Raw genomic sequence first — 26,234 nt, 5'->3', positions numbered from 1 at the left:
CTGAAATTTTAAGAAATTATTTTGTCTTCTGCTTGACTATCTGTAACTTTGCACTCCGTTTTCAAATTTGACGTAAAGCAATGGCAAAGAAAGGTAACAGAATACAAGTAATTTTGGAATGCACAGCGCAGAAAGAATCGGGCGTTCCAGGGATGTCACGTTACATCACAACTAAGAACCGCAAAAATACTCCAGGACGTATGGAGTTTAAGAAATACAATCCGTATTTGAAAAAAGTAACGGTTCATAAAGAAATTAAATAATTCGTTATTTGTTCATCGTTAATAGTCAACAAGTGCTGTTAACTGACTGACCGTTAACAATTAACAATTTTAACTTATACAACAATGGCAAAGAAAGTAGTTGCAACCCTGAAAAAAGAAGGTGGTAAGACTTACGCCAAAGTGATTCAAGCAATTAAATCACCAAAGACTGGCGCTTACACATTTAAGGAGGTTATCGTTCCTACCGACGAAGTACAGGCTGCGTTGAAAAACTAGTCCGCAACCTCTGTTACCATAACGATATTTGATAAAGTCCCGATAAGGGACTTTTTTTGTTTTTATATTTGTGCGTTTTCTATTTGTGTGTTCTCCAGCAACCCTCCGAATTTATTTATTCTGCCGAGCGTTGTTGGCCGTAAACTATAAACTGCCGCACGGGCCGCTACGTACTATGGGTTTATTTGATTTCTTCTCTAAAGAGAAAAAAGAATCGCTTGATAAAGGACTGGAAAAATCTAAGGAAAGTATCTTTGGAAAAATCAGCCGGGCAATTGTAGGGAAATCTACCGTTGATGAAGACGTACTCGATGAATTGGAAGATATTCTGATCAGTTCTGACGTGGGCGTGGGTACAACGGTCAAGATTATAAAGCGAATTGAAGAGCGCGTAGCGCGCGATAAATACACTGGCACCTCAGAACTTGACAGTATCCTGCGTGACGAAATCGCCACTTTACTGACAGAAAATAAATCGCTGGATTTTAAAGACAGTTTTGAGACCGAAAACTTGCCAAAACCATACGTCATTATGGTCGTAGGTGTAAACGGCGCGGGCAAAACCACCACCATCGGTAAGCTCGCCCATCAATTTACAAAACGCGGCAAAAAAGTAGTTTTAGGCGCGGGAGATACCTTTCGAGCGGCCGCTGTGGACCAACTCAAAACTTGGGGTCAGCGCGCGGGAGTATTGGTCATTGACCACGGCATGAACACCGACCCTGCCGCCGTGGCGCACGATGCCGTAAAAAAAGGCGTGGAAATGAACGCCGATGTAGTCATCATTGACACAGCAGGTCGCCTTCACACCAAAGTCAATTTGATGAACGAGCTGTCAAAAATCAAACGCGTCATGCAGAAGTTGCTGCCCGAAGCACCGCATGAAGTGCTGTTGGTCCTGGATGGAAGTACGGGCCAAAATGCCGTTATTCAGGCCCGTGAGTTTACCAAAGCCACCGACGTAACGGCCTTAGCCATTACCAAACTAGACGGCACGGCCAAAGGTGGCGTAGTAATCGGAATTTCGGACGAGTTCAAAATCCCTGTCAAATACATCGGAGTAGGCGAAAAAATGGATGATTTACAGGTATTTGACCGCGCTCAATTTGTAGATTCGTTGTTTAAAAAATAAGCAATAGCCCGCAAATATAATAGTAAAAACAGAGCAGGCACTCACGGGTGCCTGCTCTGTTTTTTGTTAGAATACGTAGGATAAACGTAGATTGGGTCGAAGGCCGCCGCTTAGGTTTGCGCTCCAGTTTTTATACTCTGAATTGGCCTGGGTACCATAACTGACCAATAGGTCAGCCAACTGGGTTTCCACTAAAAAATGGTTACTGATCAAATAGGCCAACCCTATATTGGGTCGGAGTTCGAAGGTATTAAAGTGAGTAGTTGAAAAATTAGAAGCATCTTTTTGTTCTTGATTATTGCGTATATAGTTGAGCTCAACTTCCCAATAAGGGGTAAGACGCGTAGTAAAAAGATATTTCTTCCTAAAAACACCTACTCGATACATACTTCTTTTAGTGAGAATTTGGGGCGTAGAAGTGACTTCAGAATAATTTTTACTATATCCCATTCTTACTCCAATCATCGTTCTATTCTTGATAAACTTTCCTACCTGCAGAGATATATTCGTCTCACTTTCACCAGTTTGCATTGGATTCGAGGATTGGTTAGAAAGATTATTTCTTAATCGACGCGTATCCACATCAAAACCTGCACCCAAAGTCCATCCCCCTTTATTTAAAATAGACAGCTCTTTGGTCTCAGCCTCAAACGAAGTAGGCTTAATCCAGTAAAGTAATCCCGTAGAAAAACCATAGCTGTTGAGAGGAAAGGTATTGGAGGTAGTTGATAGTTGGATAGCTAAATGTTTATTAAAAAAATAAAGTGCACCGGCTTCAAAAAGAGGTTGAATTGAAAAATTTCGTTCTTTAGAGATCAGCTCCTGTTTACCATCAACGCTTTGCTTAATGTTAAAAAAGCTTCCAGAAATACTAAGCCCCCCTCCTACAAACCCTCGCCAACGCTCTTTCCCAAAAAAATAAAGCCCGCTCGAATTAAGTGAAAGTGAGCCATAAGGGTTAGAAAGTTTTGAATTATTATTTTTCCAGTAGTTCCTACTAAAGGTTTCAGATACTCCGATACGCCATAGAACATCATCTTTAATAAACTTTCCGTAGGAAATTCCCGAGGAAAGTGAAAAGGTACCGGATGTATTAGAAGTATTCTTAGGGTAGATATTTGAAGAATACCCCGTTGAAATATTGCCGGAAATAAAAGAATTTCCTTTTTCGGTTTGGGCAAAGGCCGCAGTAAAAAGTAACAGAAGGCCTAATGTAAAGCTGTGTTTCATGGCGTGTAAGATTAGAGTGGATAGTTCACTCTAACAACGCCCGTTTGAAAAAATTATTGACTCCTAAACGTCTAAAAAAATGTTAAAAAAAGCACAAGAATCACCCCTGTGCTTTTTGACATTTGAGCGTGAGAAAGTTACGCCAAAATAGGTTTCACAACTTTTCCGTGTACATCGGTCAGGCGGTAGCGTCGGCCTTGCGACTTGAACGTAAGCTGCTCATGGTCAATTCCCAACAAGTGCATGACCGTGGCCTGAAAATCATGTACGTGGACTGGGTCACGTACAATATTATAACTAAAATCGTCGGTTTCTCCATGAATGTAGCCCTTTTTCACCCCTGCTCCCGCCATCCAAATGGTAAAGCAACGCGGGTGGTGATCGCGGCCGTAGTTTTCTTTGGTGAGTTTCCCCTGCGAATAAGAGCCTCGACCAAACTCGCCGCCCCAAATAACGAGGGTATCATCCAACAAACCACGCTGTTTCAAGTCCATCACCAACGCTGCCGAAGGTTGGTCGACCGACTTAGCCATGGTTTTAATGTCATTAGGGAGATTGCCGTGTTGGTCCCATCCCTGATGATAGAGCTGAATGAATTTCACGCCTTTCTCGGCCAGTTTTCGCGCCAACAGGCAGTTAGCAGCAAACGTCCCCGCTTTTTTGGCTTCGGGACCGTACATATCAAAAATATAGTCGGGCTCTTTGGATATATCCATTGTTTCGGGTACAGCCGTTTGCATCCGATAGGCCATTTCGTACTGCGCCATGCGGCTGTTGATTTCGGGGTCAAGAATCTGTTTGTATTGTTCCTGATGCATTTTTGCCAAATAATCCAACATCCGTCGGCGGCTCATGCGGTCGATACCTGCAGGATTGTTTAGGTAAAAGACTGGGTCGGGCCCTGAGCGAAACACGACGCCCTGATGCACGGAAGGCAGAAAACCATTTGACCACAATTTAGCATATAATGGCTGATCACCACCGCGCCCTTTGGACAGCAATACCACAAACGAAGGCAGATTCTGGTTGTCTGAACCCAAGCCATAACTTACCCAAGAGCCAAAAGAAGGCCTTCCGCCCTGCTGACTCCCCGTTTGAAAAAACGTAATGGCGGGGTCGTGGTTGATGGCCTCGGTATGCATGGAACGGATAAAAGTGGCCTCATCGGTGACTTTAGAAATATAAGGCAACAACTCACTAACCCACATTTTGCTTTGGCCGTGTTGGGCAAATTTATAATACGATGCCGCCAACGGAAAGCTACTTTGCCCGGCAGTCATGCCCGTGAGGCGTTGGCCTTTCCGAACAGACTCGGGCAGGTCTTTGCCCCACATTTGTTCCAGTTTGGGCTTATAATCAAACAGTTCCAACTGCGAAGGCGCGCCGCTTTGGTGCAGATAAATGACGCGTTTTACCTTAGGAGGAAAATGTGGTTTCCCCAAAGCTCCCCCAGGACCAGTCGCAGCCTGCGCTTGATTTGTTCCCAACAACGACGAAAAAGCCGCCGCCCCTAAGCCAATGCTGGTACGCGACAAAAAATTCCGACGACTGAGTTGGTCGTGGGTATGTTGTTCGAATTCTTCCAGTGCGTTTTTCATCTCTTTATCACAAACTCATCAAAATTCATTACGGTACTCGCCACGATGGTCATGGCTGCCAATTCCTGTTTATTAAGGGACATATCCACGGGATATTCACCTACTTTCAATAGCTCATCTGCGCGCTTAGGGTTTTTCAGAAAATCCTGATATTCTTCATTGTACAACTGCGTCATGGCTGCCAACTCACCCGCTCGCGGCGGACGGGACGTAAGGGCCATAAAAATGCGAGTGACAGCCTGAGATTTACTATCTGCACCTTTGTTTAACAGTAGACTCTGCTGCGCTAATACCCTGGCAGCTTCTACAAACTGGGGGTCGTTAAGCGTGACCAGCGCCTGCAGAGGCGTACTCGTTTTTTGGCGCTTTACACTGCAAAAATGGCGCTCAGAAGCATCGAAATTAAGCATCATTGGCGGTGGAGAGCTACGCTTCCAAATGGTATACATACTTCGTCGATACAGCGTATCACCATGATTCTGAATATATTGTACTGCATTCCGCGTAGCTAACGCCTCCCAAATACCATCGGGTTGGTAAGGGTGCACACTTGGGCCGCCGATGTGAGGACTCAATAAGCCGCTTGCTGCCAAAGCAGCATCCCGCACTTGTTCGGCCGAAATACGGTAACTTGGACCTCGGGCGTATAATAAATTATTGGGGTCTAACTCCAATAATTCAGGTTTAGCCACTGAAGACTGCCGATAGGTGGCCGACATGACAATTTCCTTTTGCAGCAGCTTATAATTCCAGCCGTGCGACGGGCCGCCGTGCGACGGGCCGCCAGAATTTCTGAATTTGACCGCCAAATAATCCAACAACTCGAGGTGTGTGGGTAAATCTCCCTGATTACCAAAATCTTCCGCCGACACCACTAGCCCCTTTCCAAAATACCGTTGCCACATTCGATTCACCATTACGCGCGCAAAAAGCGGATTTCCTTCGTGGGTCAGCCATTGAGCTAACCCTAGGCGGTTGCGTGGTAATTCTTTCGGAATTTTAAAAAATTGGTCAGGCGTATCCGCCGTCACTTCTTGGTCAACGGCGTCGTAGGCTCCTCGTTTCAGAATATGCGCTTTGCGAGGGTATTTGCGTTCGCGCATCACCATCACGTCAATCTCTTTATTGAGCAAATCCGTTTCTTGCGCCAATAATTGCTTGCGCTCAGACAGCAGCTTCTGATTTTCGGTATCTATGTTGGTAACGAAATACTCAAAAAGACCCTCTTTTTGAAAATCGGTTCGCTTCTCGTTTGGAGTTTGAAGGGCAATTTTCACAAAATCTTTTTGGCCAATCACACTGTGAACTTCCAGTGGTGTTAGCTCACGGGCAAAGACCTTGAGTTCATCCACCGCGTAGCCTTTGTAGTTATAATCGTGGCGTTGGCCGATGGAAAAATTAGGTGCGCCGGCTCCCCAATTGGTATGATTTTTCCCCCAAAGCATACTTTCCCGCAGTCCATCCGACATGACCCGACCCGTGGCTCGTTTTCCGTTGATATATACTTTCAGGCCATTGGCTTTGCTTGAACCATCGTAAGTCATGGTAAGATGCGCCCAACGATTGGCTTTGAGCACGTAGTCAGTTTCAAAATCAATGGCATTGTCGGGCCAAACATTGCTCAAACGAAACGCTAGCCGCCCGTCTTCCAAACGCTCACATTCGTAGCCTCGAAAGCCGTTGAACGGCCCTAAATTGCGGTTAAAGAGGGGGCCTTTGAATTTAGGGTCAGTGATACCCACCCACAAACCGACGGTAAAAGGTTGGTTTCGTTCAAAAAAGCCCGAAATGGTCGGCACTTCTTTGTATTGACCCCAACCGTTGATACCGCGCATTTGCATATAGCTCTCTCCCACCAAGCGTACGCCTTTTCCGCGTGGGCTTTTGATTCGGACGGGCAGAAAATCCAAGTCTCCGTTGGTTTCAAAATTGAGGGTATCATTGGCCAAGTTTGTAAATATTGGCCGTCTTTTGTCTTTCTTTTCTCCCGCTGGGCGCACCGTCATGGAGTCAAACGGCACATCAATCATCAAAGCCGTTTTGGGCGCAATTAGCGGTGCTTGTACAGACTTAGCTAACCATTTTTCAAACCGCTGACGAAGGGCCGATGCATTTTGTAACTGCGTTTTTTCAACGATAGAAAGCTTCTCTTTGATAAATCGCAGTTGTCTTTCCGTTGCAGGTTTAGGAAGAGTAATGCTTGGGCTAGGCTCACCGTTGTAGGGGATTTGACCGTATTCATTGTTGTTATTGAAAAACGCAAACAATGAATAGTAATCTTTCTGACTGATAGGGTCGTATTTGTGGTCGTGACAACGCGCGCATTCGACCGTCAGTCCCAAAAACGCCTTTCCGAAGGTATTGGTGCGGTCGGCTACGTATTCTACAAAATATTCTTGTGGTACAATTCCTCCCTCCTGACTCTGCTGATGATTGCGGTTGAAGGCCGTAGCTATCAGATGTTCTTTTTGTGGGTTGGGCAACATATCCCCTGCCAATTGCCAAGTCACAAAGCGGTCAAACGCTAGGTTTCGATTGAAGGCCTTAATGACCCAATCGCGGTAAGGCCACATGGTGCGCAGACCATCGTCCTGATAACCGTGAGTATCGGCATAGCGCGCCACGTCGAGCCAGTCGACGGCTTGGTGCTCACCAAAATGCGGGTTTTTCAATAATTCATTAACGACTTTTTCGTAAGCATTGGGAGACGTATCTTTTACAAAGGCTTCGACTTGTTCGGGCGTTGGGGGCAACCCGATTAAATCCAGATAAACGCGTCGGAGCAGGGTGGTTTTGGGCGCTTCGGGGTTGCCAGTCAGATTTTTATCTTCTAATTTTTTAAGGATAAATCGGTCAATGTCATTTTTGACCCAACCTTCATTTTTAACTTTTGGCAACGCTGGCTTAACAGGAGCTACAAATGACCAGTGCGGTTTATACTCCGCCCCTTGCTCAATCCATTTGATAAGGATGGCTTTCTCTTCTACCGACAGCGTCAGGTGAGAAGCAGGCTCAGGCATCACATATTCAGGGTCTTCTGACAAAATACGATGCACTAAGTCGCTTTTGGCAGGATTGCCCGCCACAATGGCTTTTAGGCCGCTTTCGCATTCTTTGTCGTAGGCAGCGTCGGCAATATCCAAACGCAAATCAGCTTTTTGTTTATTCTTATCAGGACCATGACACGCAAAACAGCGGTCTGACAGAATAGGCTTGACATGTAAGTTATAGTCCAATTTTTCGGGCAAGTTCGCCGCCGCTTTTTCGACGTCCTGCGGTATTTCAATATTGCCACCACAAGCGCCTACCAACGCCATTATTACAATCCCAAAACTCCAATGATAGAAAGCTCTTTTTTCCATTTTTACAATAATGAGAGGGTCCTTAAAACCACTTATTATAAAAAGTTATCACTAAAGTAAAAGTACTTAAAAAAGCGCGAAAAATTTAAAGTGTTATAACCTTACGAAATTTATCCAGCAATCCACGCTGTGATAAAATTAGGCTTTTCCTGTATTCGTTCTATCATCCAAGCCAACGCCATGAGTAGCATCAATACGGCACCCACTTGCCTAAAAATTGCATAATAACGGGTTTTAGAAAGTAAGAGCAAAACAGGAAAAACAAGCAAAATGATAAATAACTGCATGAACTCGATGCCTACATTAAACCCAAAAATACTCAAAATCATTTGTTTGGCAGACAGTTCTAGGTTTGTCAATGTTTGGGCAAAAGCCAAGCCGTGAATTACCCCAAAAGCGCCTGCCATCAGAACCTCCCATTTTGGGTAAATAGGACGCAAAGCATGAAAAGCCGAAACCAAAATCGTAAAGGCAATCAACACTTCAATGGGCTTACTCGGAAAATGGAGCCATTGTACCGAGCCCAGCAGCAATGTGAGCGAATGCCCAATGGTAAAGGCGGTAATAATCTTGAGGAGATGGCCCAAACTCGGCTTCAATCCACTAAACTTACCCCATCGGCGACCATCGGCAGCGAGCATAGCTGGCAACAGTAAGGTAAGTACAAAAAGTATATGGTCGGTACCTTCAGCAATGTGTTCTATGCCTAGTTTCACCATGTTTTGGAAGCCTTTCCAGAGGCTTCCCTGTTGCAAACTAACTTGGAAAGGTGATAGTTTCCCGTTTACAATATCCCATTCAATAACCCCCACTTGTTGGGTAGTGGTATCTTCTCTAACCAGTCCCTGCGCCCAGTCTTGTTTGACATGAATTAAAGCACGATGACTGGCTACTTGGTGCAAAATCACGTCATAATCGAAATAAAAATTCCGAAGGTCATAATTCAGAGGCGGAGTCATTTCAAATGCTACCACCAATTCTTTGTATTGGCCTACAAGTTGGTCTGTACTCTCGATAACCTTCATTTCTCCCAGTTTTAAAGCCCAGGGCTTCCCTTCAAAACTCTTAGGGCGAATGTGCTGTGTCAGATAAATCCGAAGCGAATCGCCTAAGCGCTCTACCAAACGAGATGAATTATCATTGACCCCCATTCCAATCGCAGATTGTAACTCACTCAGTGGAAGCATTATTTCCCCCGAAATGTATTTTTCGTGGATATTGAGTACCACCATAGAGTTGGGCATGGGATGGGCGAACGATGGCAGCGTTTGGAACGCTGCCATCGTTATTACTATCCAAAATCTGATTTTAATTTCCACCATAATCTGCTTTTCTATCTCTCCAAACTGAGTGAGGGTGTACTCCGTTTCTGATGATAATACCGCTTTGCATTGACCATTCAATCCATACGCTTGGGCCATCAATCAAGATGTAATCGCCTTTTTCGGCCATGGTTGTTCCTCCGTAGTAAGATACGTAGGTTTCATCCAATTCAGACTTATACTTTGCCAAAACCGCTGCCGCTGCTTTGTCGTCCAAATCGTCCACGTAAGTTTTGATGGCTGCTAATAACAGGTCTTTTTGAGTACTGGTAAGGTTTCCTGCTTTTACGCCTGATTTAGTAGTGGGAAAACTACCATCTTTTTGAGGCCCTACGATGATATCATTTTGAGCTGCCGCCCGTTTGGCCGTCGTTAATTCCGATGCACTAAGGCTTTTCAAGAAATTGGCAAAGGCAGCCGTTTCCTGCACCAAAGGCTGTACAGTTTTGCTAGTATTGGTCGAAACCCAAGTTGGATAAGGTTCGGTCGAACGAAAAGAAGGCGTTCCGCCCGTCATTTTGCCACCATTGTAGGTATAAATGATGGTACCGTGGTGACCTCCGATTTGCAAACACCACAGTCCTGTTGTGCTTGGCGTGCCAAGGAAGCCGATATAATAATTGCCCGAACCATAACCGCTGTCGCCACCATTGGCTCTGAGATAATCGTCGGCGTCGATAATGCCCGCATATTCTTCGTTGCCCTCATTGGCTCCTGTTCCCGTTGCGGCTTTCAAAAGGTTATAAAATGCCGTCCATTGAGCCGCAGAAAACGTGCTTGAAGCCAAACCTACGCGTCCTTTGTACAACGATTGAGGCAAATTACTCCAGAGTTTTGCCTGAGCTACGGTATAGCTATATTGAGCCGAAGATACCTGACTCGACCCAAGTGTTGCTTTGAAAGCTTCGGCAGCCGCTACAATTTTCGCAATGTCGGTATCTACCGACCAAGCTGTTCCACCCGTTGAAGTACTTGCAGCATTGACCGTCAGCGCTAATGTACACGACTGCCCGCCTAATGAAATCGCAAACGATGCCGTGCCTGCGGCCGACGGTGTACCTGTGATGGCAAAAGTAGCCGAACCCACCCCAGAAGCCAAAGTACCAGCGGCTAAGGTAGCGGTTAGGCCCGTTACACCCGTAGACGCAATGGCGGTTCCCGTGGAGTAGGCGGCACCGTTCCCACCCGTATAGGGTACGGTAGCCGTACCTGTGTAGGCTGCGCTTGCAGTAGCGGTAGCCGAAAACGTAGCCGACGAACAACTCAACGCACTAACTGCGGCAGTGGTGGTTGGCGTAACGCCCGTGTCATCAGTTTTGTTGCAGGCAATGATGAGAAAAGTTGTACTGAGCACAACACCTGCGAGAAAGTTATTTACTTTCATAATAAGGTAGTTTTAATGGTTACTTACAACAGTTATGACGCTCAAAAGTGCTTAGGTGTTGAGCCAATGAGATGTTTTGGAAGTGAATCGGAAAAAACCGCAGGTGAATCGTCGTTTTTAGTGTTCTTCAAACCACTTTTTAAAAAACGTCACTTTTTCTTTGCTTATGATAACCGAAAACGACGCCGCCGGATGTACCTTTACATTGACCCTACTATTGAAATACGATTCGATTTCAACAATACATTTCCTCGAAAGAATATACTGACGATTTGCTCTTATAAAATCAATAGGGTCGAGTTGATTTTCGAGGTCTTCGAGTTTAAAATCCATGATGTATTTTTTACCGTCGTGGAGTTGGCCAAAAACCAAGCCATTATCAATGAAAAAAAAGGCAAATTCGTTGGTTTTGATAGGCAGTAATTTGTCTCGGTATTTTATCAAAAAGCTTTTACGATAATTTTTGGGTACAAACGCCTGTTGTTTGAGGAGTTCTTTGAGGATTTCTTGCTTTACTAACTGCTGGTTTTGGTGTTTTTCTAGTGCAAAACGAAGCGAATCTTCATCAATCGGTTTGAGTAGATAGTCAATACTGTTGAGCTTAAAGGCCCGAATGGCGTATTCGTCAAAAGCGGTAGTGAAAATAATAGGTGTTTGTAGTTGAATCTGCTCATAAATCTCAAATGAAATCCCATCCGCGAGTTGAATGTCCGAGAAAATCAGGTCAGGACTTTCGTTTGACGTAAACCATTTTATACCCTCCTCAACGGTTTCAATAATTGCACTGATTTGGTGCTTTATCCCAAGTTCCTGCAACAGAAATTTTAGTTGACTTGCGGCAGCGAGCTCATCTTCAACAATCACTATTTTTATCATTTACTTCGGGTTGAAAATCTCCAAATTCTTAGGCTATTAATGGCAACACCACCCAGAACGATGTATCATTTTGTTTAATCTCAATTTCACGATTGGTCAACAGCTTAAAACGCTGATTAAGGTTAGCCAAGCCAATGCCTGTCCCTGCCGAATTAGCCTTGATATTGAGCGAGTTACGAACCAAAATCGTTTTGTCATCAAGTTGTAACTCAATGCTAACCTCCAACGGATTGGCTGTGGAGATGATGTTGTGCTTAATGGCATTTTCGATTAATAACTGAAGCGAAAGGGGAGGAATTTGGAATCCTTCCAACGTTTTCACCTTTTTGCTGACGTTCAGATTTTCCCCAAAACGCATTTGGAGCAGAAAAATATAGCTTTCTACCAGCGCTAGTTCTTCTTTTAGGGATACCAACGATTGCTCCTGCATACTCAGTGAATACCGCAACACCTGCGAAAGTTTTTGGAGATAAAGTTGGCTTTTGGCTTTGTCTTCGTTAATCAACCAACTGAGGGTATTGAGCGAGTTGAATAAAAAATGAGGATTGAGTTGGTTTTTAAGCGAAGTGAGTTGCACCAGCAGATTCTCGTGCTTGAGTTGTTCGTTCTCGACTAATATTTCATTTTTCTTCTCCGTTTCAGTCATAAAACGGCTAAAAAAATACGTAATCATCGCCATCAATCCTCCCCGCGTCACTACCGTTGACGCAGTTTTGAGAGGTAGCCCTATGATAAATGTATTTGCCAACGTTAGTACCACACAGTAAACAATTAGCATCAATATCGCCCCGACCCATTGTTTTGTAAGAGAGTCGTTTCGTTTAGTAGCTTGGTAAATCCATCGGATAAAAACCAAGGCGTAGATAAAACTTATAACAACTTGAAGAACAATATCCAACTGTACAATAGGCTTAGACAGTCGAGGTAAGTTCAGAACAATAATGGGAAAATTGACAAACACCGCCACAAACAGCGATACTCCCCACACGAATCGTTTCAAAGCTGTATTTTTAGCCATTGGGTACATTTTGCAAAAACATTTCAAATGTACCAGTTTGCACTACTTAGCCCACAGAAATCAAAGTAAAACGGAAATATTTGCCTCCGAAAAGGGGGGGCACTCTATATAATTGACGAAGCAATTTGCTTTTCAAAACCTTTTAAGGGATAAACACTTCACCCTTACTCAACAACCGGGCCGTACGAATGACACCTGATTTGTGAATAACAATTTGACTATCAACAAATTCATACTCAATATTTACCGTAAATTCACCCGAAGGATGCTCAATACTTAGGGAGGAGTGTCTATCATTTGGCGTATTCAATTTATAACTCATCACCCCTCGTTTATCATTTATCACTGTATCAGGAACCACGCAAGCAGTAGCGACCGAAACCGCCGCCAAAACACCGATAGCTTCGTGAACTACGTGGGGAATGAACATTCGGGTATTAACAACTCCGCCCTTTTCAGGGGGCGACATCAAACACATTTTGGGAATGGTTTGGTCTTTGACATCGCCCAAATTCATCAAATGCCCCGCTTTCAAGCGGATTGCTTCAATTTGTTGTCTGAGAGGCTCATTAGCTTCAAGCACTTCTTTGGTTTCATTGCCTATCAAATCAAAATCACGCGCTCGCATTATCACAATGGGCATACCATTGTCTATGCAAGTAGCTTCTACTCCCTCAATTACATCCTTTGCGTGGCCTGTGGGCAACAAAGCCCCACAGGTTGAGCCTACAGTTTCTAAATAATTACAAATAATAGGGGCGGCTGTGCCCGGTACGCCATCTACTTTGGCATTACCTTGAGTTTCAATTTGACCATTGGGGGTTTGTACTACCACTTCACAAATCCCACCCGTATTGACGATATTAATTCGGGCAGAGGTGACAGGGTGCGTAGCCTCAATCATGCCCGATTCAATAGCAAAAGGCACAATACCCGCCAAAATGTTTCCGCAAGTTTGGGCTGTCGACACTTTGCCTTTGCCCACCACTACCTGTACAAACAGATAGTCTAAATCGGCTGAGCGATATCCCACTTCGGGTGTTATTGATTTGCTGACAATGGCTACTTTGCTGGTCAAAGAAGTGGCTCCGCCTAAGCCGTCAATCTGACGAGGGTCGCCCTCGGTAGTTCCTTCCATCGCGAGTAGAAGACAACGGTTTCGCTCGTTTTTATCGGTGGGCAGGTCTTCAGCTTTAAAGAAAAGCCCTTTGGAGCTTCCGCCCCGAAGCTGCATGAATGGAATGGCCGTTTGCATTTAGTTCATCAGTTTTGCCAAGTTATCTCTCGTAGCACGGGTGACAATCGGGTCCAGATTGCGTTCTTCAAGCATTTCAATCACGGCTTCCATTTCGTGCATTCGGCGCAGGGCGTGGGTTTTGCTTCCTTCCACAAAACGTTCAATCAAGTCGTCGTTTCCGCCAATAATTGAACTGATTTGTTTGCGGATATACTCAGGCATCCCGAACACATCCCCCGCTTCTACGGCCTCACAGATAACCGCCGCCACACCTTTGTAGACAATCGAGCGCAGCAGTTTCATGGTAGCGGCATCGCCTACTTTGCCATTTTCAACGAGCGACAGGTCCAACTTCAACGGTTTCATTTTTTCCAAAAAAGCAATAGCCTCCTCTCCCGCCGCCAAAAATGGGGTTTTGATACCTTTGGGAGGCACAGGTGCCATGATGGCCAAATCAATGAATTGGACACCCGTTGGTTTCAAAATCATATCAATTTTTTTTTTCTTGTCGGGCGAGGATGTATTCATTTCCAGAAAAAACTGCGTGTTTTTAAGGACTGGAAAAATATCCTGTGCCACTTCTTCTGATACCGACGATAGGTTGACGCTGAAAATCACATCGGCGTCTTTAGCGGCTTCGGCATTGCTTGAAGCAAGCATCACAAAAGGGTGTAATTCTCGAACGGGATTGGGGTCGTAGCCCATCACGGTCACGCCCATTTCGGCCAAATCATTGGCAAAACGAGCACCCGCTTCGCCTAAACCCAAAATGGCAATTTTCATAATAATAAGTGATAAATAATGAGTAATGAGCACAACCCGATGAGTTGTTGCTCATCATTGTACTAGTACCCAAACTTCTCATCCCAGCCATATATCTGAAGAGAAGTTCTTCCTTTTCTAAGTTCGACTCTGGTTCTTTCTTCTTTGGCTTCTCTTGCGGCAGCTTTTTCGATGGTTTCTTCCAGTTTATTGAACGGAACGACTACCACTCCATCACGGTCACCCACCACAATATCGCCTGGATGGATCAGTACATCTCCGATTATAATGGGTTCATTGAGTGTTCCATCACCGTGATTTGACGTACCACGAATGCATAACCCTCTTGAAAAAACAGGGAAGCCCAACGCCTCAATATCGTCGGCATCGCGCACGCAGGCATCAATAACTAAGCCGTTGATTGCTTTGGTTTTTGCCCCCAAACTCATCAAATCACCCCAGTAACCAGCTTCATAAAAACCTGAACAATTGGCAATTAAGACATCTCCTGGTTTAGCATACGCATAAGCTCGATGCAGCAAAACATTGTCACGAGGCATGGTCTGAACCGTATAAGCTGGGCCGCAGACTTTCATGCTTGCGGCGATTGGCTTGATGGCCGAAGGCAAATTACCTTTGTTTCCAAGGGCCTCACAAATCGTAGCGGCTGAAAATTTCGAAAGCTCTTTTAGTAATTCCATATTTTACAATGGCTTATCAGTGGTAATTCTAGGAGGTTTTCTGATGCGAAAACCTCCTAGAATTCAAAAAATTACGCCAATGATTTTCGGGCATCGCGGTCGGGGTCGTTTACCAACGCGGAGGTATCGTCCAAAATCATCGTTTCACCATTTTGAGTGGTATATGATTTCCAAGGGGGCAAGCCGCCACCGTTTGGATTTCCTGTTTTGACAAAATTGAGAAATGATTTTGCCATTTTTTCCGATAAAGCCCGAGGCCGTTTTCCGCCGCCCGTATGGGTAAGCATCAAATCGGTGTTATAAAACCAAAAACAAATATCGTCGCAGTGAAAAGCCCGCATTCTGCCGTCAAAAAGAGGCGGTTGCCAGCCAAACCACGCCAAATAGACTGGAGCTTTCCGTTGCGACGTCTTAGCGTCGGCGATGGCAACGGCATTTTTTCGGTTTGAAAGTATCAAAGACCAAATCTCAATGGGACGGGCTTTGGGGAAACTCCGGGCATAAGCATCGGCTATTTCGCCAGATTTTTCCCCGAATCGAGGTTTGAGTCTTTCTTTCACATCGGCCAAGGTCAGTTTCTCCAACGTCGCATCTGTTCGACTTGGGCTTTGCTCATTAAATGTTGAGCAAATAATCACGGGAATGTCGCTTGAGAAATGCGTTGCATCGCTGAAAAACGGGCTATCGTTCAGGTATACTCCGTCGGCTACGGGTGAATAACCTCCCCTTTGCACGTTGAGACGTTTGGCTTCATCAGCCATTTTGACAACGGCTCTGTCGGCGATGTCTATGTATTCGCGCCACGGAATTTGTTGTAACTTTTCTATCTCCCCAGCTTTCAGCCCCGCTTCTTCCATTATTTTCAGTCCTAATTTTTCGGCATATTCTTTATTGACACCCGCCAATGAACCGCCACTCAACACCACCGCCTTATGAAATAATCCTTTAGCTGCTGGCATATTCATCAAGGTTGTAACTTTAGAACCTCCCCCCGACTGGCCGATGATGGTCACATTGCTTGCATCACCCCCAAAATTGGCAATGTTATTTTTGACCCATTCGAGCGCGGCTACCATGTCCAAATTACCCACATTACCCGAGGCAGGATGTCCACCCGCCGCTTTTAGGTGGCTATACCCCAGTGACCCTAGTCGGTGGTTGAGCGAACAAAATACGATATTGCCAAGGCGAGAGATATTTTCGCCGTGATAGCCATCTTGCTCAATGCCATTTCCATTGACAAATCCACCGCCGTGTAGCCAAACAACTACGGGGCGTTTTTGGGTATCTAGGGCAGGTGTCCAGACGTTAATTTTCAAACAATCTTCCGATACGTCGTCGTAGTTCCAGTGATCCACAAACGACGCATAGGTGTTTGCATATCGTTTTTCCATGATTTGCGGGGCCGTATTTCCCCACCAAAGAGCGGGCCGAATTTCTGTCCAAGAGGCAGGTTTTTGAGGCGGCATAAAACGATTTTTGCCCGACGTATCTGCGCCATAAGGTACTCCTAAAAAAGTATGGATACCGCGAAGGATGAAGCCTCTCACTTTGCCATACTCGGTATTGGCAACCGCGATGTTGTCGCCGACAAACAAAACTTGGTCATCTGCGTTGGACTTTGATAATTTGGGCGGCTCGTAGGTATGGGCCGTTGATTGATGCACCACCCCCAAACTAGCGGCCCCAACCCCCAAAGACTGAATGAAATTACGTCTTGATGATTTCATAATTTACCTGATATTAATAGGTTAAAAAAAAGAATAGACAGGACAATAATACCTTAAAATAGTGCACCCTTTGGGGGCTTTTTTTTCAAAATCCTTGAATCAGTCTTTTTAATCTATCAATAGTTCAAAATAGTCGACATTCTGCTTTTAAAAAATGGAAGAAACCACCCTAGGTACCTGGCACTGGTGAGCTTCGGCAAATTTGATGTCTTTCTTTCCCGAAATGCGGCGGGCATGATTGGCGCGACGGGAGGCCAATTCTGCATAGTAGTCTTTCAAATAAGTTTGCGCACCCATACAGCTCATAGCCGCCAATTTTTTGTCCATAACCGACGAAATATCAACGAAAGTATCGGGCACGAAACCACAAAGTTCGGGCTGATGGGGTTCGAACGAATACCAAACGGGTGGGTCAATGTTTTTGAAAGCACTCGGCACACCCGCTCCCGACGACAACAATCTTGCTCGTTGGGTGGCCTGAAAAGCCAACGGATGGTCGGGATTGAAGGGGTCTTTTTCGGAATGGGTCAGAATCACCGTAGGCTCAAAATCGCCGATTATTTTAGTGAGTTGCCTAATACGTTCATCAGAAATCAACATCGGATAATCGCCCCAGTCCAGAAATTGAATGGGCGTTGCGAGAATATCGGCAGCTTTTTGTGCTTGCTCGTGCCGAATGATTTTGACGCTTTCTTCGGTACGGTTGGGATTTTCTTTCCACAATTCACCCGATTCGCCGCGTTCTCCGTACGACATAGCAATGACCAAAGTGTCAGCCCCTTCTTCAATGGCTTTGGCGATGGTGCCAGCCGCTCGCCACACAAAATCGCCCGAATGCGCTCCGATTACCAACAATTTCTTTTTCATAATACTAAATGGGTCATATAAAATCAATCCAATTCCTCTGGCATGGGGGTACCTTTGGTATGAAAACTCGGCACGGTAGCCAAGCCCCACGCCTGCCCTTTTTTTCGCTCTTCCAACGTCCAGACCACGGTTTCGTAATCAGGGTCCACAATCAATCGGGCGGTGGTATTGGCAATTTCTATCCGGTTGCCGCCAGGTTCATATACATACAAAAAAAACGTTTGCTGAATGGTGTGCTTGTGAGGCCCTGTTTCGATAAAAATGCCGTTTTCAAGACAAATATCAGCGGCAATCAATACCTCTTCACGGCTATTGACGGCATAAGTAACGTGATGAAAACGGTCATTCATCCCTAAATAATCTTCGGTCACTGCCAAATCGTAGGATTTGGAATTGACCATAAACCAAACCGCTTTGGGGTTTAAATCCTCCAAATTATCGACGATGGTCTCGGTCAAAATTCCCCCTAAATTTTCCAGTTGGAAATCCCGGAAAGCCCTAACATCCTTGGCAAACAAATTCAGATGGTCAATGCGTCTAACGTTGATGCCTCGGGCAGGAAACTTACTGGCTGTATTTTTCAAGGCCGAAGTATCAGCCGCACCCGATTTATATTTTTCTGTTTCAAAATAGATTTCTGTCAAATGCCCACTTGGCGAATGATATTCATACGCAGGCCCGTGGCCAATATCCCCGTCGTTCCAACCCATGCCATAACCGCTTTTTTGAAGGGACGCCACGCGGCGTTCGAGCGCCTCAGGGCTTTTGGCACGCCACGCAAAGTGCTTCATACCAGCGTGTTTGTGAGCGGTCAGTTTCAGGGTATGATGCTCATAATCGTCGTATGCTCTCAGATAAACCGAATCGCCTTTGACGGCCGAAATAGACATCCCCATAATATCGGTAAAAAAGCGTGTACTAGCCTCCAATTTGGGCGTAAACAGCTCTATGTGCGCAATATGGGCCAAATCCCAAAGGTGATTTTTCATTGATTTTGAGAACAGAAACAAAGTGATTTTTCAGTTTGCAATGTTAGGCAGTGAGGGCCAATGTTTTTGGATATTATTTTTAATATTGCAGATAAAAATCAAACATTTTTATGGGAAACAACAAACCCATTCTCAACTTTGAAGGACTGTATGGAGACCTAAACAGCCGCAATCCGTCAGAATATATTTTCCTCGAACTGATTTCCACCCGCAGCCAAACTTTCGGCTGGGTGATTCAGCCTCACATTCATGCCCATCTTTTTCAGGTATTTATCGTTAACAGCGGGCAGGTTACGTTTCAGGAAAGCACCAGAATTGACACCTACAATGCCCCTTGTATTTTTCTCATACCTCCCACGGCACTGCATGGCTTAACCTATACACCAAACGTATCTGGGCATATTCTGACGATTTCAGAAACCATTATAGAAGATATTTTTCAAACATCCTCGACCATTTGGCAATCATTCCATAAGGTTCATATCATCCATCATTTTGACGAAAAAGAATCTTTTCAAGCCATCACAGAGTTGATTGGTGCCATTGAGGTAGAGTTGTTTGAAGAGCAATCAGAAAGGAGAGCTATGCTTAATGCCTATTTTGCCCAGTTGTTCCTAAAACTACACCGCATGGTTCGGCAAGGAGAAGAGCAAAAAAAAGATAACGTGACGATGAGTCACTTTCGGAGATTCCAGAAGAAAATCAAAGAGGCAAACTACCCGAAAAGTATCCCTGAATTTGCCGCTGAGCTTAACATGACCCCCATTCACCTCAACCGAATCTGTCGCTCGGTGTCAGGCCATTCGGCCATTCAGTTGGTTCATCGCTACCTCATCAGCGAAGCCCAAAAATACCTCACGCACACCTCTTATTCGATTTCGGAAATTGCGTATTTATTGAAGTTTGAGTACCCAAACTACTTTGCCAAACTGTTTAAAAAATACACGGGTGTATCGCCACTCGAATTTCGGGAACAACAGCGAACGTAGCGCCTATCCCCCTCAAGCTCAGGAAGCAATGACTTTTTGGTATTGAGGAATAGGCTACTAAACTCAAACTAATTGATAAATCTGCATGAGACTTTGAAGTTTTTGAGGCACAACCATTAAATTTTCAGCGGTCACTCGGCTGTCTGTACCTCCTATATACAAAAAATCGGGGCTTTGACCTTTTGAAAGTTTTTCGAAATATTCCGGGTCTGTTTGAGTTTTTCGGCAACCCAATGTTCATTATTCTCAAAAATGCGTTGAAATTTACCAATGATAGAATGAGTGTTTAGTGTACGTGCAGTAGATAGTACTCTATTTTGGGGCATAGCTTTTCTCTAACTGAGCATATACTTCCTCAAACTCTCGGCCTTCGGCCACTTGTTGAACCAAAGTGGGAATTTTTTTTTCTCCCACCCCTGCCAGCCACCGCGCCACTTCCATTCCAGATGTCATATAAGCCAGCATTACGTGCCCTTCATGGCCGTTGAAAAAACCCCGCATGGACGCAATTTCGTCCAAATCAAGGGCTACTTGTCCACCCCGTGAAAGATACAAATATTCGTCTTTGTAGTCAACGTACCGCTGGAGGCTGTCGGTTTTGGGCACAAACCGATAATCGACCATCAGCGCCAGGCCTTCATTAAACCACTGCGGAATCTGCCGGGTAGTTTTCCACCAACCTAAACGGCTAAAAAGCTCATCATGGCACATTTCATGGGCTATCACATCGGCATTGAGACCATCCATGTTGAGTACGATATAGGAAGTTCCCCAAGGAGTGCCAATGCTGCACCCCGCCCCTTCACCGCTGTTGCAATAGCGACGGTATTGGTCGGCGCGTTGGCAAAGAATAATCGTTGGATTCCCTACCCGACTCCCCCAAAAAGTCTCAATACGCCTCTGAGCTTCTTGAATAAGGGCATTGGCATGACCTTGAACCCGCGGCGAAAGCTCTGGACTGACGTACAGCCGTTCGGCAGAAAGGCTAAAATCCGAATATTGAACGGCAAAACAACGAAATACATGCGGAAACAGGACGAAGTAACTCACGACGAAGGCAACACTTCCCATCAAAATCCACAAAAAAAGGCGACGTAAGGGCATTAGTCCAATTCTACGTTCATTTTTGCCAGAGAGGCGGCTACTTATTACAACCAAATATACCAGTTTCTCCAGTCAAAATCAGCTACTCAAACGCCGAAATATCTATATTCAACGTCTGTGCCGCTTCTCTGATAATGCTTTGTTGAAATACGGGATTTATTTCTGAGAGCTTCATTTCCCCCCCAATCAAAATGCCGATGGTTTCATTGCTCAACACATACGGTGCAAAATGCGCCCCGTAGCTTTCTTCAATCCAGCGTTTGATGGGCAAAAATACGTGTTCACGCAAGCGATTGTAGCGGGTCGATTTGCGTTGCCATTCCGCAATTTCCTGTCCAGTGGGTACCCGTTTTTGGGTAGACAGTAACTGTGCTTTTGCTGAAGCTTCGGCTTGCGCCAAAACTGCTCTAAATTCCTCAGCAAAGGCTTCGTTCTGAATGCGGTAATGAATGCCTTTCAAGTTCATCCAGTCATTCAAGACAACCGGATGCTCCATGACTTGATAGACAATTTTTTCGGAAAAGACTTGGTAATGAGGCTTATTGATACGTTTGGCTTGTTCATCCCGAAACCGATAGAGTTCATTCAGAATGTATTGTTGAAACGGCGTAAAATCACGCTGTTCTTTTGGACTCAAAAAGGTTTCTTTAGATTTGGGAGAATAGTCTTTTTGCTCCACCACCCGCATCATTTGCTCAAACCATTCCCACCGATTTTGCACTTGCAAACGCTCAGCAGTTAGTTTACGCAAGGCTGGTAAATGGATAACGTCGTTTGCGGCGTATTCTAGTTGCATCGGCAACAGCGGGCGTTTAAGCCAGTTACTTTGCTGTTTTGTTTTGCTCGATTCGACCCCTAGCAGCTCATACAGCACACTACTAAGCCCGATTTTCTCCAAACTCAGCATTTTGGCAGCCACACTGGTATCGAAGATATTGCGGGGCGAACAGCCGTGCAAATGAAGCAAACGTAAATCTTCGCCGCAATCATGAAAAATCTTTTCGGACGTTTCGCTCTCCAAAACCCGCCAAAGGGAAGTTAAATCAGCGACGGCAAATGGGTCAATCAAATAGCAAGTATCAGGAGTAGCAATTTGAATAAGACAAAGCGTAAAACCGTAGGCATAATGGTTGTGATCAAACTCGGTATCAATAGCAAACGCCTCCAAACCGCTTAGATGCTCAACCACTTTTTCAAACGCCTCTTGGGTCTGAATAATTAAAGGTATTGACATAGCGTCAAAAATAGCAAAAACAACGTCATTTTGTCTACATTTCCATTCAAAAAACAAAAAAAATATGCCAAAATTGCCGCTTTTCAAGACAGGCATACTCCTTGTACAGAAGGTGTTATCTAAATCACAATCACTAAAATATTAACAGAAAAGCCGCCATGAATTTTAATCAATATACCATCAAAGCGCAGGAGGTAATCCAGCGTGCGGTACAGATTGCCCAAGGAAACCAACAGCAAGCGGTAGAAACAGGACACGTTTTGCAGGCCATTTTAGAAGATGACCCCAATACTTCACAGTTTTTGATGAAAAAACTGAACGTATCCCCTCAGCTGCTGCAAACCAAAATCCAAGCCACCGTAAACGCCTACCCAAAAGTGGCGGGAACGGCCGCTACTGAATACATAAGCAATGACTTAAATGCCGCTTTTCAAAAAGCCCAAACCTATCTGAAAGAATTTCAGGATGAATTTGTCAGCGTTGAAATGCTTTTTCTCGGGTTGGCTACGGGCAAAGACGCCACCGCCCGGCTCATGCAGGAGGTTGGCTTTAAGGAAAAAGGTCTGTTGGCCGCGATTAAAGAACTAAGAGGAAAAAATAACCCTGTGAAAGACCAAAATGCCGAAGCTAAATATCGCTCTCTGGAGCGGTACAGCAAAAATTTGAATGAATTGGCCCGTGCTGGAAAAATTGACCCCGTCATTGGCCGCGACGACGAAATTCGTCGGGTATTACAGATTTTGGCGCGTCGTACCAAAAACAACCCCATGCTACTCGGTGAACCCGGGGTGGGTAAAACCGCCATTGTGGAGGGCCTCGCCCAACGTATTGTGCAAGGCGACGTGCCCGAACAGTTGAAGACCAAAGAAATTGTGTCCCTTGACATGGGTCTGCTCATAGCAGGGGCCAAGTATAAAGGTGAGTTTGAAGAGCGCCTGAAAGCGGTGATTAAAGAAGTAACCGATTCGGAAGGTGAAGTAATTTTGTTCATTGATGAAATCCACACGCTCATCGGGGCGGGGGCTGGAGGTGAGGGCGCCATGGATGCGGCCAATCTACTCAAACCAGCCCTCGCGCGGGGCGAACTTCATACCATTGGGGCTACCACCATCAAAGAGTACCAAAAGTACATCGAGAAAGATAAGGCCCTCGAACGCCGTTTTCAGGTCGTAACCGTCGACGAGCCCGACGAAGCCGACGCTATCAGTATCTTGCGCGGTATCAAAGACAAATACGAACTTCACCACGGAGTACGGATTCAGGACGATGCCGTCATTGCAGCCGTAGAGCTGTCGAGCCGCTATATTTCTGACCGTTTTCTGCCCGACAAAGCCATCGACCTCATGGACGAAGCCGCCGCCAAGCTACGTTTGGAGATGGATTCGGTCCCCGAAGAACTCGACGACCTCAACCGCCGCATCATGCAGTTGGAGATTGAGCGAGAAGCTATTCGTCGCGAAAACGACAAGGACAAAGAAACCCGCCTCAACAAAGAAATTGCCGATTTGAGTGAAGACCGAAACGCCCTCAAAGCACAGTGGGAACTGGAAAAAGGCAAAATCAGCGAAGTGCGTACGCTTAAAGAGCAACTAGACCAACTTCGTCTGGAAGCCGAACAAGCCGAGCGCACTGGCGATTACGGAAAAGTAGCCGAACTTCGCTATGGCAAAATTCCTGAAATTGAGAAAAAATTGGCAGGGGATATTGACGACAACCATTCCAACCACCAATTGCTCAATGAAGAAGTAACGCCCGAGCACATTGCAGAAGTAGTCGCTAAATGGACGGGTATCCCGGTAAGCAAAATGCTGCAAAGTGAGCGCGACAAATTGCTAAATTTGGAAACAGAACTTCAAAAACGGGTAGCTGGGCAGGAAGAAGCCATCGAAGCCGTTGCTGATGCTGTTCGCCGCTCACGGGCGGGATTGCAAGACCCCAAACGCCCCATTGGTAGCTTTTTGTTCTTGGGACCAACAGGGGTAGGAAAAACCGAGCTGGCCAAAACCCTCGCCAATTACCTATTCAACGACGACAACGCCATGGTGCGTATCGACATGAGCGAGTACCAGGAGCGCCACTCGGTCAGCCGTTTGGTGGGAGCGCCTCCCGGCTACGTAGGCTACGACGAAGGCGGTCAGTTGACCGAGGCCGTCAGACGCAAGCCGTACAGCGTGATTTTGCTGGATGAAATCGAAAAAGCCCACCCTGATGTATGGAACATCATGTTGCAGGTATTGGACGACGGCCGCCTGACCGATAACAAAGGACGGATGGCCAACTTCAAGAACACCATCATCATTATGACCTCCAACATCGGCAGCGACATCATTATGGAGAAATTCAAAGAAGCAGGCAACAAAACCGACAAAGGCTGGAAACTGTACTTCAAAGAAGAAGCCAAAAACGATGTGTTGAGCCTGTTGAAACAAACCGTTCGGCCTGAGTTTCTGAACCGTATCGACGAAATCGTACTCTTTGACCCACTGAGCCACGACAACCTCAAACAGATTGTACGGATTCAGTTCAACCATATCAAAGGTCTACTTGCCGAGCAGGGTATCACCCTCGATGCCACCGACGATGCGCTGCTCAAGCTCTCGGAAGAAGGCTACGAGCCCGCCTTTGGTGCCCGACCGCTGAAACGAGTCCTTCAGCGCCGTATCCTGAACGAGTTATCGAAACAGATTCTGAGCGGCAAAATCACCAAAGATTCCGTCATCATGATGGAACTCGGCGGAAACGGAGAAGTCGTTTTTGAGAATATCACGGAAGCGAAAATAGAACTATAAGTTGCACTTGATTTAATAACAAAAACACCCCGCTGAAATTTCGGCGGGGTGTTTTTGTTAACTCTCAAACTGAATATCTTTATAAATCTCCGCCAAGGTAAGTGACTGCCCCATGATGGAGAACGAATCCTCTAAGCGGGTATAATCGCGAAGCTCCCAATGATGAACGCCTTTGCGCTCATAGACTGTCACAAACGGCTGATATTGACTCACAAAAATGGCGTATTGCAACGAATCAATTTTCTTGTAAGCCAACAATTTATCTCCAAAATCGTGAGAAATGGTGCTTTTTGAAGTTACTTCTACCACCAACACGGGGTTCGTAATGGTACTAGTCGACTTTTTACCAGAAGGCAATGTCACAAATTCAGGCTTCCCCTGTACTACTGAAACATCGGCGTTAAAATCCGTTGGGGAGAGCACATCGGCAATGTGAATTTTGATATTGCTGCCTATTACTGAAAATCCCTTTAAGTTTTCCAAAAGTATCGTCAATAAGTAACCAATACGTATTACTAATTTTTCGTGGTAATAACTCGCATTTCCCATAATAACAATCTCATTGTTGAAGTACTCCATCGTAAACTGACACTTTTCGACCCATTCGAGGTATTCCTCAAATGAGGCAGGAATGTGCAGCATTACGTCATCCCCAAGAGCTTCCAATTCGGCGAGTGTTGTCGGTATTTTTTGGGTTTCTATCCTCATTCATTCATATTGTTTGTTAAAGATACCGAATTTTCATTGGCAAAAAAAATCCCGCCGAAGTTCGGCAGGATTCTTAAAACAAACCTAAATAAGCGCGAATTACAACTTATTATCGGCCTTCAAATACGTTTTATTGCCGTTTGAATTGATGTAATACTGACCGCCTTTGGGTCCCTGATAGATTGTACGGCCTTTGTCATCTTTACCAATGGTTTTGTCAGCACCCGCTACTTTTTTGCGGGTTCCGTTGTCGGCTTCTTTACCGTCGTCGTCTTTCGGCGTTACTTTGGTTTTGGTAGAAGTCGTTTTTTTGTCGGCTTTATCTTCTTTTTTATCCGCCTTGCGGTCTGCTACTTCAGTTTCTTTTTTATCTACTTTCTTGTCGGCCTTATCGACTTTTTTGTCCTCTTTTTTATCGGCTTTGTCTTTGGGGTCAGATTTTTTACCCTTGCTCGACTTACCTTCCTTCTTATCGTCGCCAGTTTCTTTTTTGTCGGCTTTGTCTTTCGGCTCCGATTTTTTTCCTTTGCTTGACTTGGTCTCCTTCTTATCGTCGCCAGTTTCTTTCTTGGCCTTTTTCTCTTTTTTAGGTTTTGTGTCGTCTTGGGCAACAGTATCAATAGCAATACCGAAGCAAGCCAACGTAATCAACAGGACAAACAGGTTTTTCATTTTGATAAAGGATTAAGTTAAATTATTGGT

Annotated in this window: 22 protein-coding genes; 5 read left to right on the top strand and 17 right to left on the bottom strand. The window is 45.2% G+C overall.

Going from position 1 to position 26,234, the window contains the following annotated elements; all coding sequences use genetic code 11:
• The first annotated feature begins 80 nt into the window (after nt 1-80).
• The 3 genes from rpmG to ftsY all read left to right on the top strand — a co-directional run bounded on the left by rpmG (nt 81) and on the right by ftsY (nt 1,632).
• Nucleotides 81-263, top strand: coding sequence for a 50S ribosomal protein L33 (gene rpmG, locus GVN20_RS00305; RefSeq protein WP_114068027.1), 183 nt, complete (start codon nt 81-83; stop codon nt 261-263).
• Between the two features lie 84 nt (nt 264-347).
• The gene (locus tag GVN20_RS00300; RefSeq protein WP_013927273.1) at nt 348-500 is read left to right on the top strand and encodes a DUF4295 domain-containing protein; all 153 of its coding nucleotides are present in this window, start codon (nt 348-350) and stop codon (nt 498-500) included.
• Nucleotides 501-675: 175 nt separating this feature from the next.
• A complete protein-coding gene (gene ftsY, locus GVN20_RS00295) occupies nt 676-1,632 on the top strand; it encodes a signal recognition particle-docking protein FtsY (protein ID WP_166557251.1) in 957 nt (318 codons plus the stop codon).
• 66 nt (nt 1,633-1,698) lie between these two features.
• Here the strand turns inward: ftsY and GVN20_RS00290 are convergent, their stop codons facing one another.
• From GVN20_RS00290 to GVN20_RS00230, 13 genes are all read right to left on the bottom strand, one after another.
• Entirely contained in the window at nt 1,699-2,862 is a 1,164-nt protein-coding gene (locus tag GVN20_RS00290) for a hypothetical protein (protein ID WP_166556430.1), read from the bottom strand.
• Between the two features lie 137 nt (nt 2,863-2,999).
• The gene (locus tag GVN20_RS00285; RefSeq protein WP_166556429.1) at nt 3,000-4,460 is read right to left on the bottom strand and encodes a DUF1501 domain-containing protein; all 1,461 of its coding nucleotides are present in this window, start codon (nt 4,458-4,460) and stop codon (nt 3,000-3,002) included.
• Entirely contained in the window at nt 4,457-7,822 is a 3,366-nt protein-coding gene (locus GVN20_RS00280; RefSeq protein ID WP_229598932.1) for a DUF1553 domain-containing protein, read from the bottom strand. Before GVN20_RS00280 ends, GVN20_RS00285 begins: the two co-directional genes overlap by 4 nt.
• Nucleotides 7,823-7,932: 110 nt before the next feature.
• Nucleotides 7,933-9,105 carry a HupE/UreJ family protein gene (locus GVN20_RS00275; protein WP_229598931.1) on the bottom strand — a complete coding sequence of 391 codons (1,173 nt, stop codon included), beginning with the start codon at nt 9,103-9,105 and terminating at the stop codon, nt 7,933-7,935.
• 25 nt (nt 9,106-9,130) lie between these two features.
• Entirely contained in the window at nt 9,131-10,528 is a 1,398-nt protein-coding gene (locus GVN20_RS00270) for a DUF3500 domain-containing protein (protein WP_166556427.1), read from the bottom strand.
• Nucleotides 10,529-10,645: 117 nt separating this feature from the next.
• A complete protein-coding gene (locus GVN20_RS00265; RefSeq protein ID WP_166556426.1) occupies nt 10,646-11,404 on the bottom strand; it encodes a LytTR family DNA-binding domain-containing protein in 759 nt (252 codons plus the stop codon).
• Between the two features lie 28 nt (nt 11,405-11,432).
• A complete protein-coding gene (locus GVN20_RS00260; protein ID WP_206023168.1) occupies nt 11,433-12,422 on the bottom strand; it encodes a sensor histidine kinase in 990 nt (329 codons plus the stop codon).
• A gap of 142 nt (nt 12,423-12,564) precedes the next feature.
• The gene (locus tag GVN20_RS00255; RefSeq protein ID WP_166556425.1) at nt 12,565-13,677 is read right to left on the bottom strand and encodes a 4-oxalomesaconate tautomerase; all 1,113 of its coding nucleotides are present in this window, start codon (nt 13,675-13,677) and stop codon (nt 12,565-12,567) included.
• Nucleotides 13,678-14,442, bottom strand: a complete 765-nt coding sequence (locus GVN20_RS00250) for an NAD(P)-binding domain-containing protein (protein WP_166556424.1) — start codon at nt 14,440-14,442, stop codon at nt 13,678-13,680.
• A gap of 62 nt (nt 14,443-14,504) precedes the next feature.
• Nucleotides 14,505-15,122, bottom strand: coding sequence for a 4-carboxy-4-hydroxy-2-oxoadipate aldolase/oxaloacetate decarboxylase (locus GVN20_RS00245; protein ID WP_166556423.1), 618 nt, complete (start codon nt 15,120-15,122; stop codon nt 14,505-14,507).
• A 71-nt stretch (nt 15,123-15,193) separates the two neighbouring features.
• Complete coding sequence (locus GVN20_RS00240; RefSeq protein WP_166556422.1) at nt 15,194-16,852, bottom strand: carboxylesterase/lipase family protein; 1,659 nt, start codon at nt 16,850-16,852, stop codon at nt 15,194-15,196.
• A 147-nt stretch (nt 16,853-16,999) separates the two neighbouring features.
• Nucleotides 17,000-17,719 (bottom strand): PIG-L deacetylase family protein, encoded by a 720-nt coding sequence (locus GVN20_RS00235; protein WP_166556421.1) that lies wholly within the window; start codon nt 17,717-17,719, stop codon nt 17,000-17,002.
• 23 nt (nt 17,720-17,742) lie between these two features.
• Nucleotides 17,743-18,708 carry a VOC family protein gene (locus tag GVN20_RS00230; protein ID WP_166556420.1) on the bottom strand — a complete coding sequence of 322 codons (966 nt, stop codon included), beginning with the start codon at nt 18,706-18,708 and terminating at the stop codon, nt 17,743-17,745.
• A gap of 110 nt (nt 18,709-18,818) precedes the next feature.
• Between GVN20_RS00230 and GVN20_RS00225 the strand changes: the two genes are divergently transcribed.
• The gene (locus GVN20_RS00225; protein WP_166556419.1) at nt 18,819-19,697 is read left to right on the top strand and encodes an AraC family transcriptional regulator; all 879 of its coding nucleotides are present in this window, start codon (nt 18,819-18,821) and stop codon (nt 19,695-19,697) included.
• Between the two features lie 312 nt (nt 19,698-20,009).
• Here GVN20_RS00225 and GVN20_RS00220 read toward each other — a convergent pair whose 3' ends face one another.
• Both GVN20_RS00220 and GVN20_RS00215 read right to left on the bottom strand, forming a co-directional pair.
• Nucleotides 20,010-20,801 carry a hypothetical protein gene (locus GVN20_RS00220; protein ID WP_166556418.1) on the bottom strand — a complete coding sequence of 264 codons (792 nt, stop codon included), beginning with the start codon at nt 20,799-20,801 and terminating at the stop codon, nt 20,010-20,012.
• A gap of 82 nt (nt 20,802-20,883) precedes the next feature.
• Nucleotides 20,884-22,035 (bottom strand): ribonuclease D, encoded by a 1,152-nt coding sequence (locus GVN20_RS00215; protein ID WP_166556417.1) that lies wholly within the window; start codon nt 22,033-22,035, stop codon nt 20,884-20,886.
• A gap of 158 nt (nt 22,036-22,193) precedes the next feature.
• Between GVN20_RS00215 and clpB the strand changes: the two genes are divergently transcribed.
• Complete coding sequence (clpB, locus tag GVN20_RS00210; RefSeq protein WP_166556416.1) at nt 22,194-24,824, top strand: ATP-dependent chaperone ClpB; 2,631 nt, start codon at nt 22,194-22,196, stop codon at nt 24,822-24,824.
• Between the two features lie 57 nt (nt 24,825-24,881).
• Here the strand turns inward: clpB and GVN20_RS00205 are convergent, their stop codons facing one another.
• Together GVN20_RS00205 and GVN20_RS00200 are read right to left on the bottom strand one after the other, a co-directional pair.
• A complete protein-coding gene (locus GVN20_RS00205) occupies nt 24,882-25,532 on the bottom strand; it encodes a Uma2 family endonuclease (RefSeq protein ID WP_166556415.1) in 651 nt (216 codons plus the stop codon).
• Between the two features lie 99 nt (nt 25,533-25,631).
• Nucleotides 25,632-26,204, bottom strand: coding sequence for a hypothetical protein (locus GVN20_RS00200; RefSeq protein ID WP_166556414.1), 573 nt, complete (start codon nt 26,202-26,204; stop codon nt 25,632-25,634).
• Between the last annotated feature and the right edge of the window lie 30 nt (nt 26,205-26,234).

Source organism: Runella sp. CRIBMP (assembly GCF_009905605.1).
Lineage (GTDB): Bacteria > Bacteroidota > Bacteroidia > Cytophagales > Spirosomataceae > Runella.
This window is presented reverse-complemented; position numbering and strand designations above follow the sequence as displayed.

What these genes read in the sequence shown, in the direction of transcription:
- clpB (WP_166556416.1), top strand. Translation starts at nt 22,194, where the DNA reads ATGAATTTTAATCAATATACCATCAAAGCGCAGGAGGTAATCCAGCGT.
- GVN20_RS00265 (WP_166556426.1), bottom strand. Translation starts at nt 11,404, where the DNA reads ATGATAAAAATAGTGATTGTTGAAGATGAGCTCGCTGCCGCAAGTCAA.
- GVN20_RS00300 (WP_013927273.1), top strand. Translation starts at nt 348, where the DNA reads ATGGCAAAGAAAGTAGTTGCAACCCTGAAAAAAGAAGGTGGTAAGACT.
- GVN20_RS00220 (WP_166556418.1), bottom strand. Translation starts at nt 20,801, where the DNA reads ATGCCCTTACGTCGCCTTTTTTTGTGGATTTTGATGGGAAGTGTTGCC.
- GVN20_RS00275 (WP_229598931.1), bottom strand. Translation starts at nt 9,105, where the DNA reads ATGGCAGCGTTCCAAACGCTGCCATCGTTCGCCCATCCCATGCCCAAC.
- GVN20_RS00215 (WP_166556417.1), bottom strand. Translation starts at nt 22,035, where the DNA reads ATGTCAATACCTTTAATTATTCAGACCCAAGAGGCGTTTGAAAAAGTG.
- GVN20_RS00235 (WP_166556421.1), bottom strand. Translation starts at nt 17,719, where the DNA reads ATGAAAAAGAAATTGTTGGTAATCGGAGCGCATTCGGGCGATTTTGTG.
- GVN20_RS00270 (WP_166556427.1), bottom strand. Translation starts at nt 10,528, where the DNA reads ATGAAAGTAAATAACTTTCTCGCAGGTGTTGTGCTCAGTACAACTTTT.
- GVN20_RS00245 (WP_166556423.1), bottom strand. Translation starts at nt 15,122, where the DNA reads ATGGAATTACTAAAAGAGCTTTCGAAATTTTCAGCCGCTACGATTTGT.
- GVN20_RS00285 (WP_166556429.1), bottom strand. Translation starts at nt 4,460, where the DNA reads ATGAAAAACGCACTGGAAGAATTCGAACAACATACCCACGACCAACTC.
- GVN20_RS00240 (WP_166556422.1), bottom strand. Translation starts at nt 16,852, where the DNA reads ATGAAATCATCAAGACGTAATTTCATTCAGTCTTTGGGGGTTGGGGCC.
- GVN20_RS00200 (WP_166556414.1), bottom strand. Translation starts at nt 26,204, where the DNA reads ATGAAAAACCTGTTTGTCCTGTTGATTACGTTGGCTTGCTTCGGTATT.
- GVN20_RS00260 (WP_206023168.1), bottom strand. Translation starts at nt 12,422, where the DNA reads ATGGCTAAAAATACAGCTTTGAAACGATTCGTGTGGGGAGTATCGCTG.
- GVN20_RS00225 (WP_166556419.1), top strand. Translation starts at nt 18,819, where the DNA reads ATGGGAAACAACAAACCCATTCTCAACTTTGAAGGACTGTATGGAGAC.
- GVN20_RS00230 (WP_166556420.1), bottom strand. Translation starts at nt 18,708, where the DNA reads ATGAAAAATCACCTTTGGGATTTGGCCCATATTGCGCACATAGAGCTG.
- GVN20_RS00205 (WP_166556415.1), bottom strand. Translation starts at nt 25,532, where the DNA reads ATGAGGATAGAAACCCAAAAAATACCGACAACACTCGCCGAATTGGAA.
- GVN20_RS00250 (WP_166556424.1), bottom strand. Translation starts at nt 14,442, where the DNA reads ATGAAAATTGCCATTTTGGGTTTAGGCGAAGCGGGTGCTCGTTTTGCC.
- GVN20_RS00290 (WP_166556430.1), bottom strand. Translation starts at nt 2,862, where the DNA reads ATGAAACACAGCTTTACATTAGGCCTTCTGTTACTTTTTACTGCGGCC.
- GVN20_RS00255 (WP_166556425.1), bottom strand. Translation starts at nt 13,677, where the DNA reads ATGCAAACGGCCATTCCATTCATGCAGCTTCGGGGCGGAAGCTCCAAA.
- rpmG (WP_114068027.1), top strand. Translation starts at nt 81, where the DNA reads ATGGCAAAGAAAGGTAACAGAATACAAGTAATTTTGGAATGCACAGCG.
- GVN20_RS00280 (WP_229598932.1), bottom strand. Translation starts at nt 7,822, where the DNA reads ATGGAAAAAAGAGCTTTCTATCATTGGAGTTTTGGGATTGTAATAATG.
- ftsY (WP_166557251.1), top strand. Translation starts at nt 676, where the DNA reads ATGGGTTTATTTGATTTCTTCTCTAAAGAGAAAAAAGAATCGCTTGAT.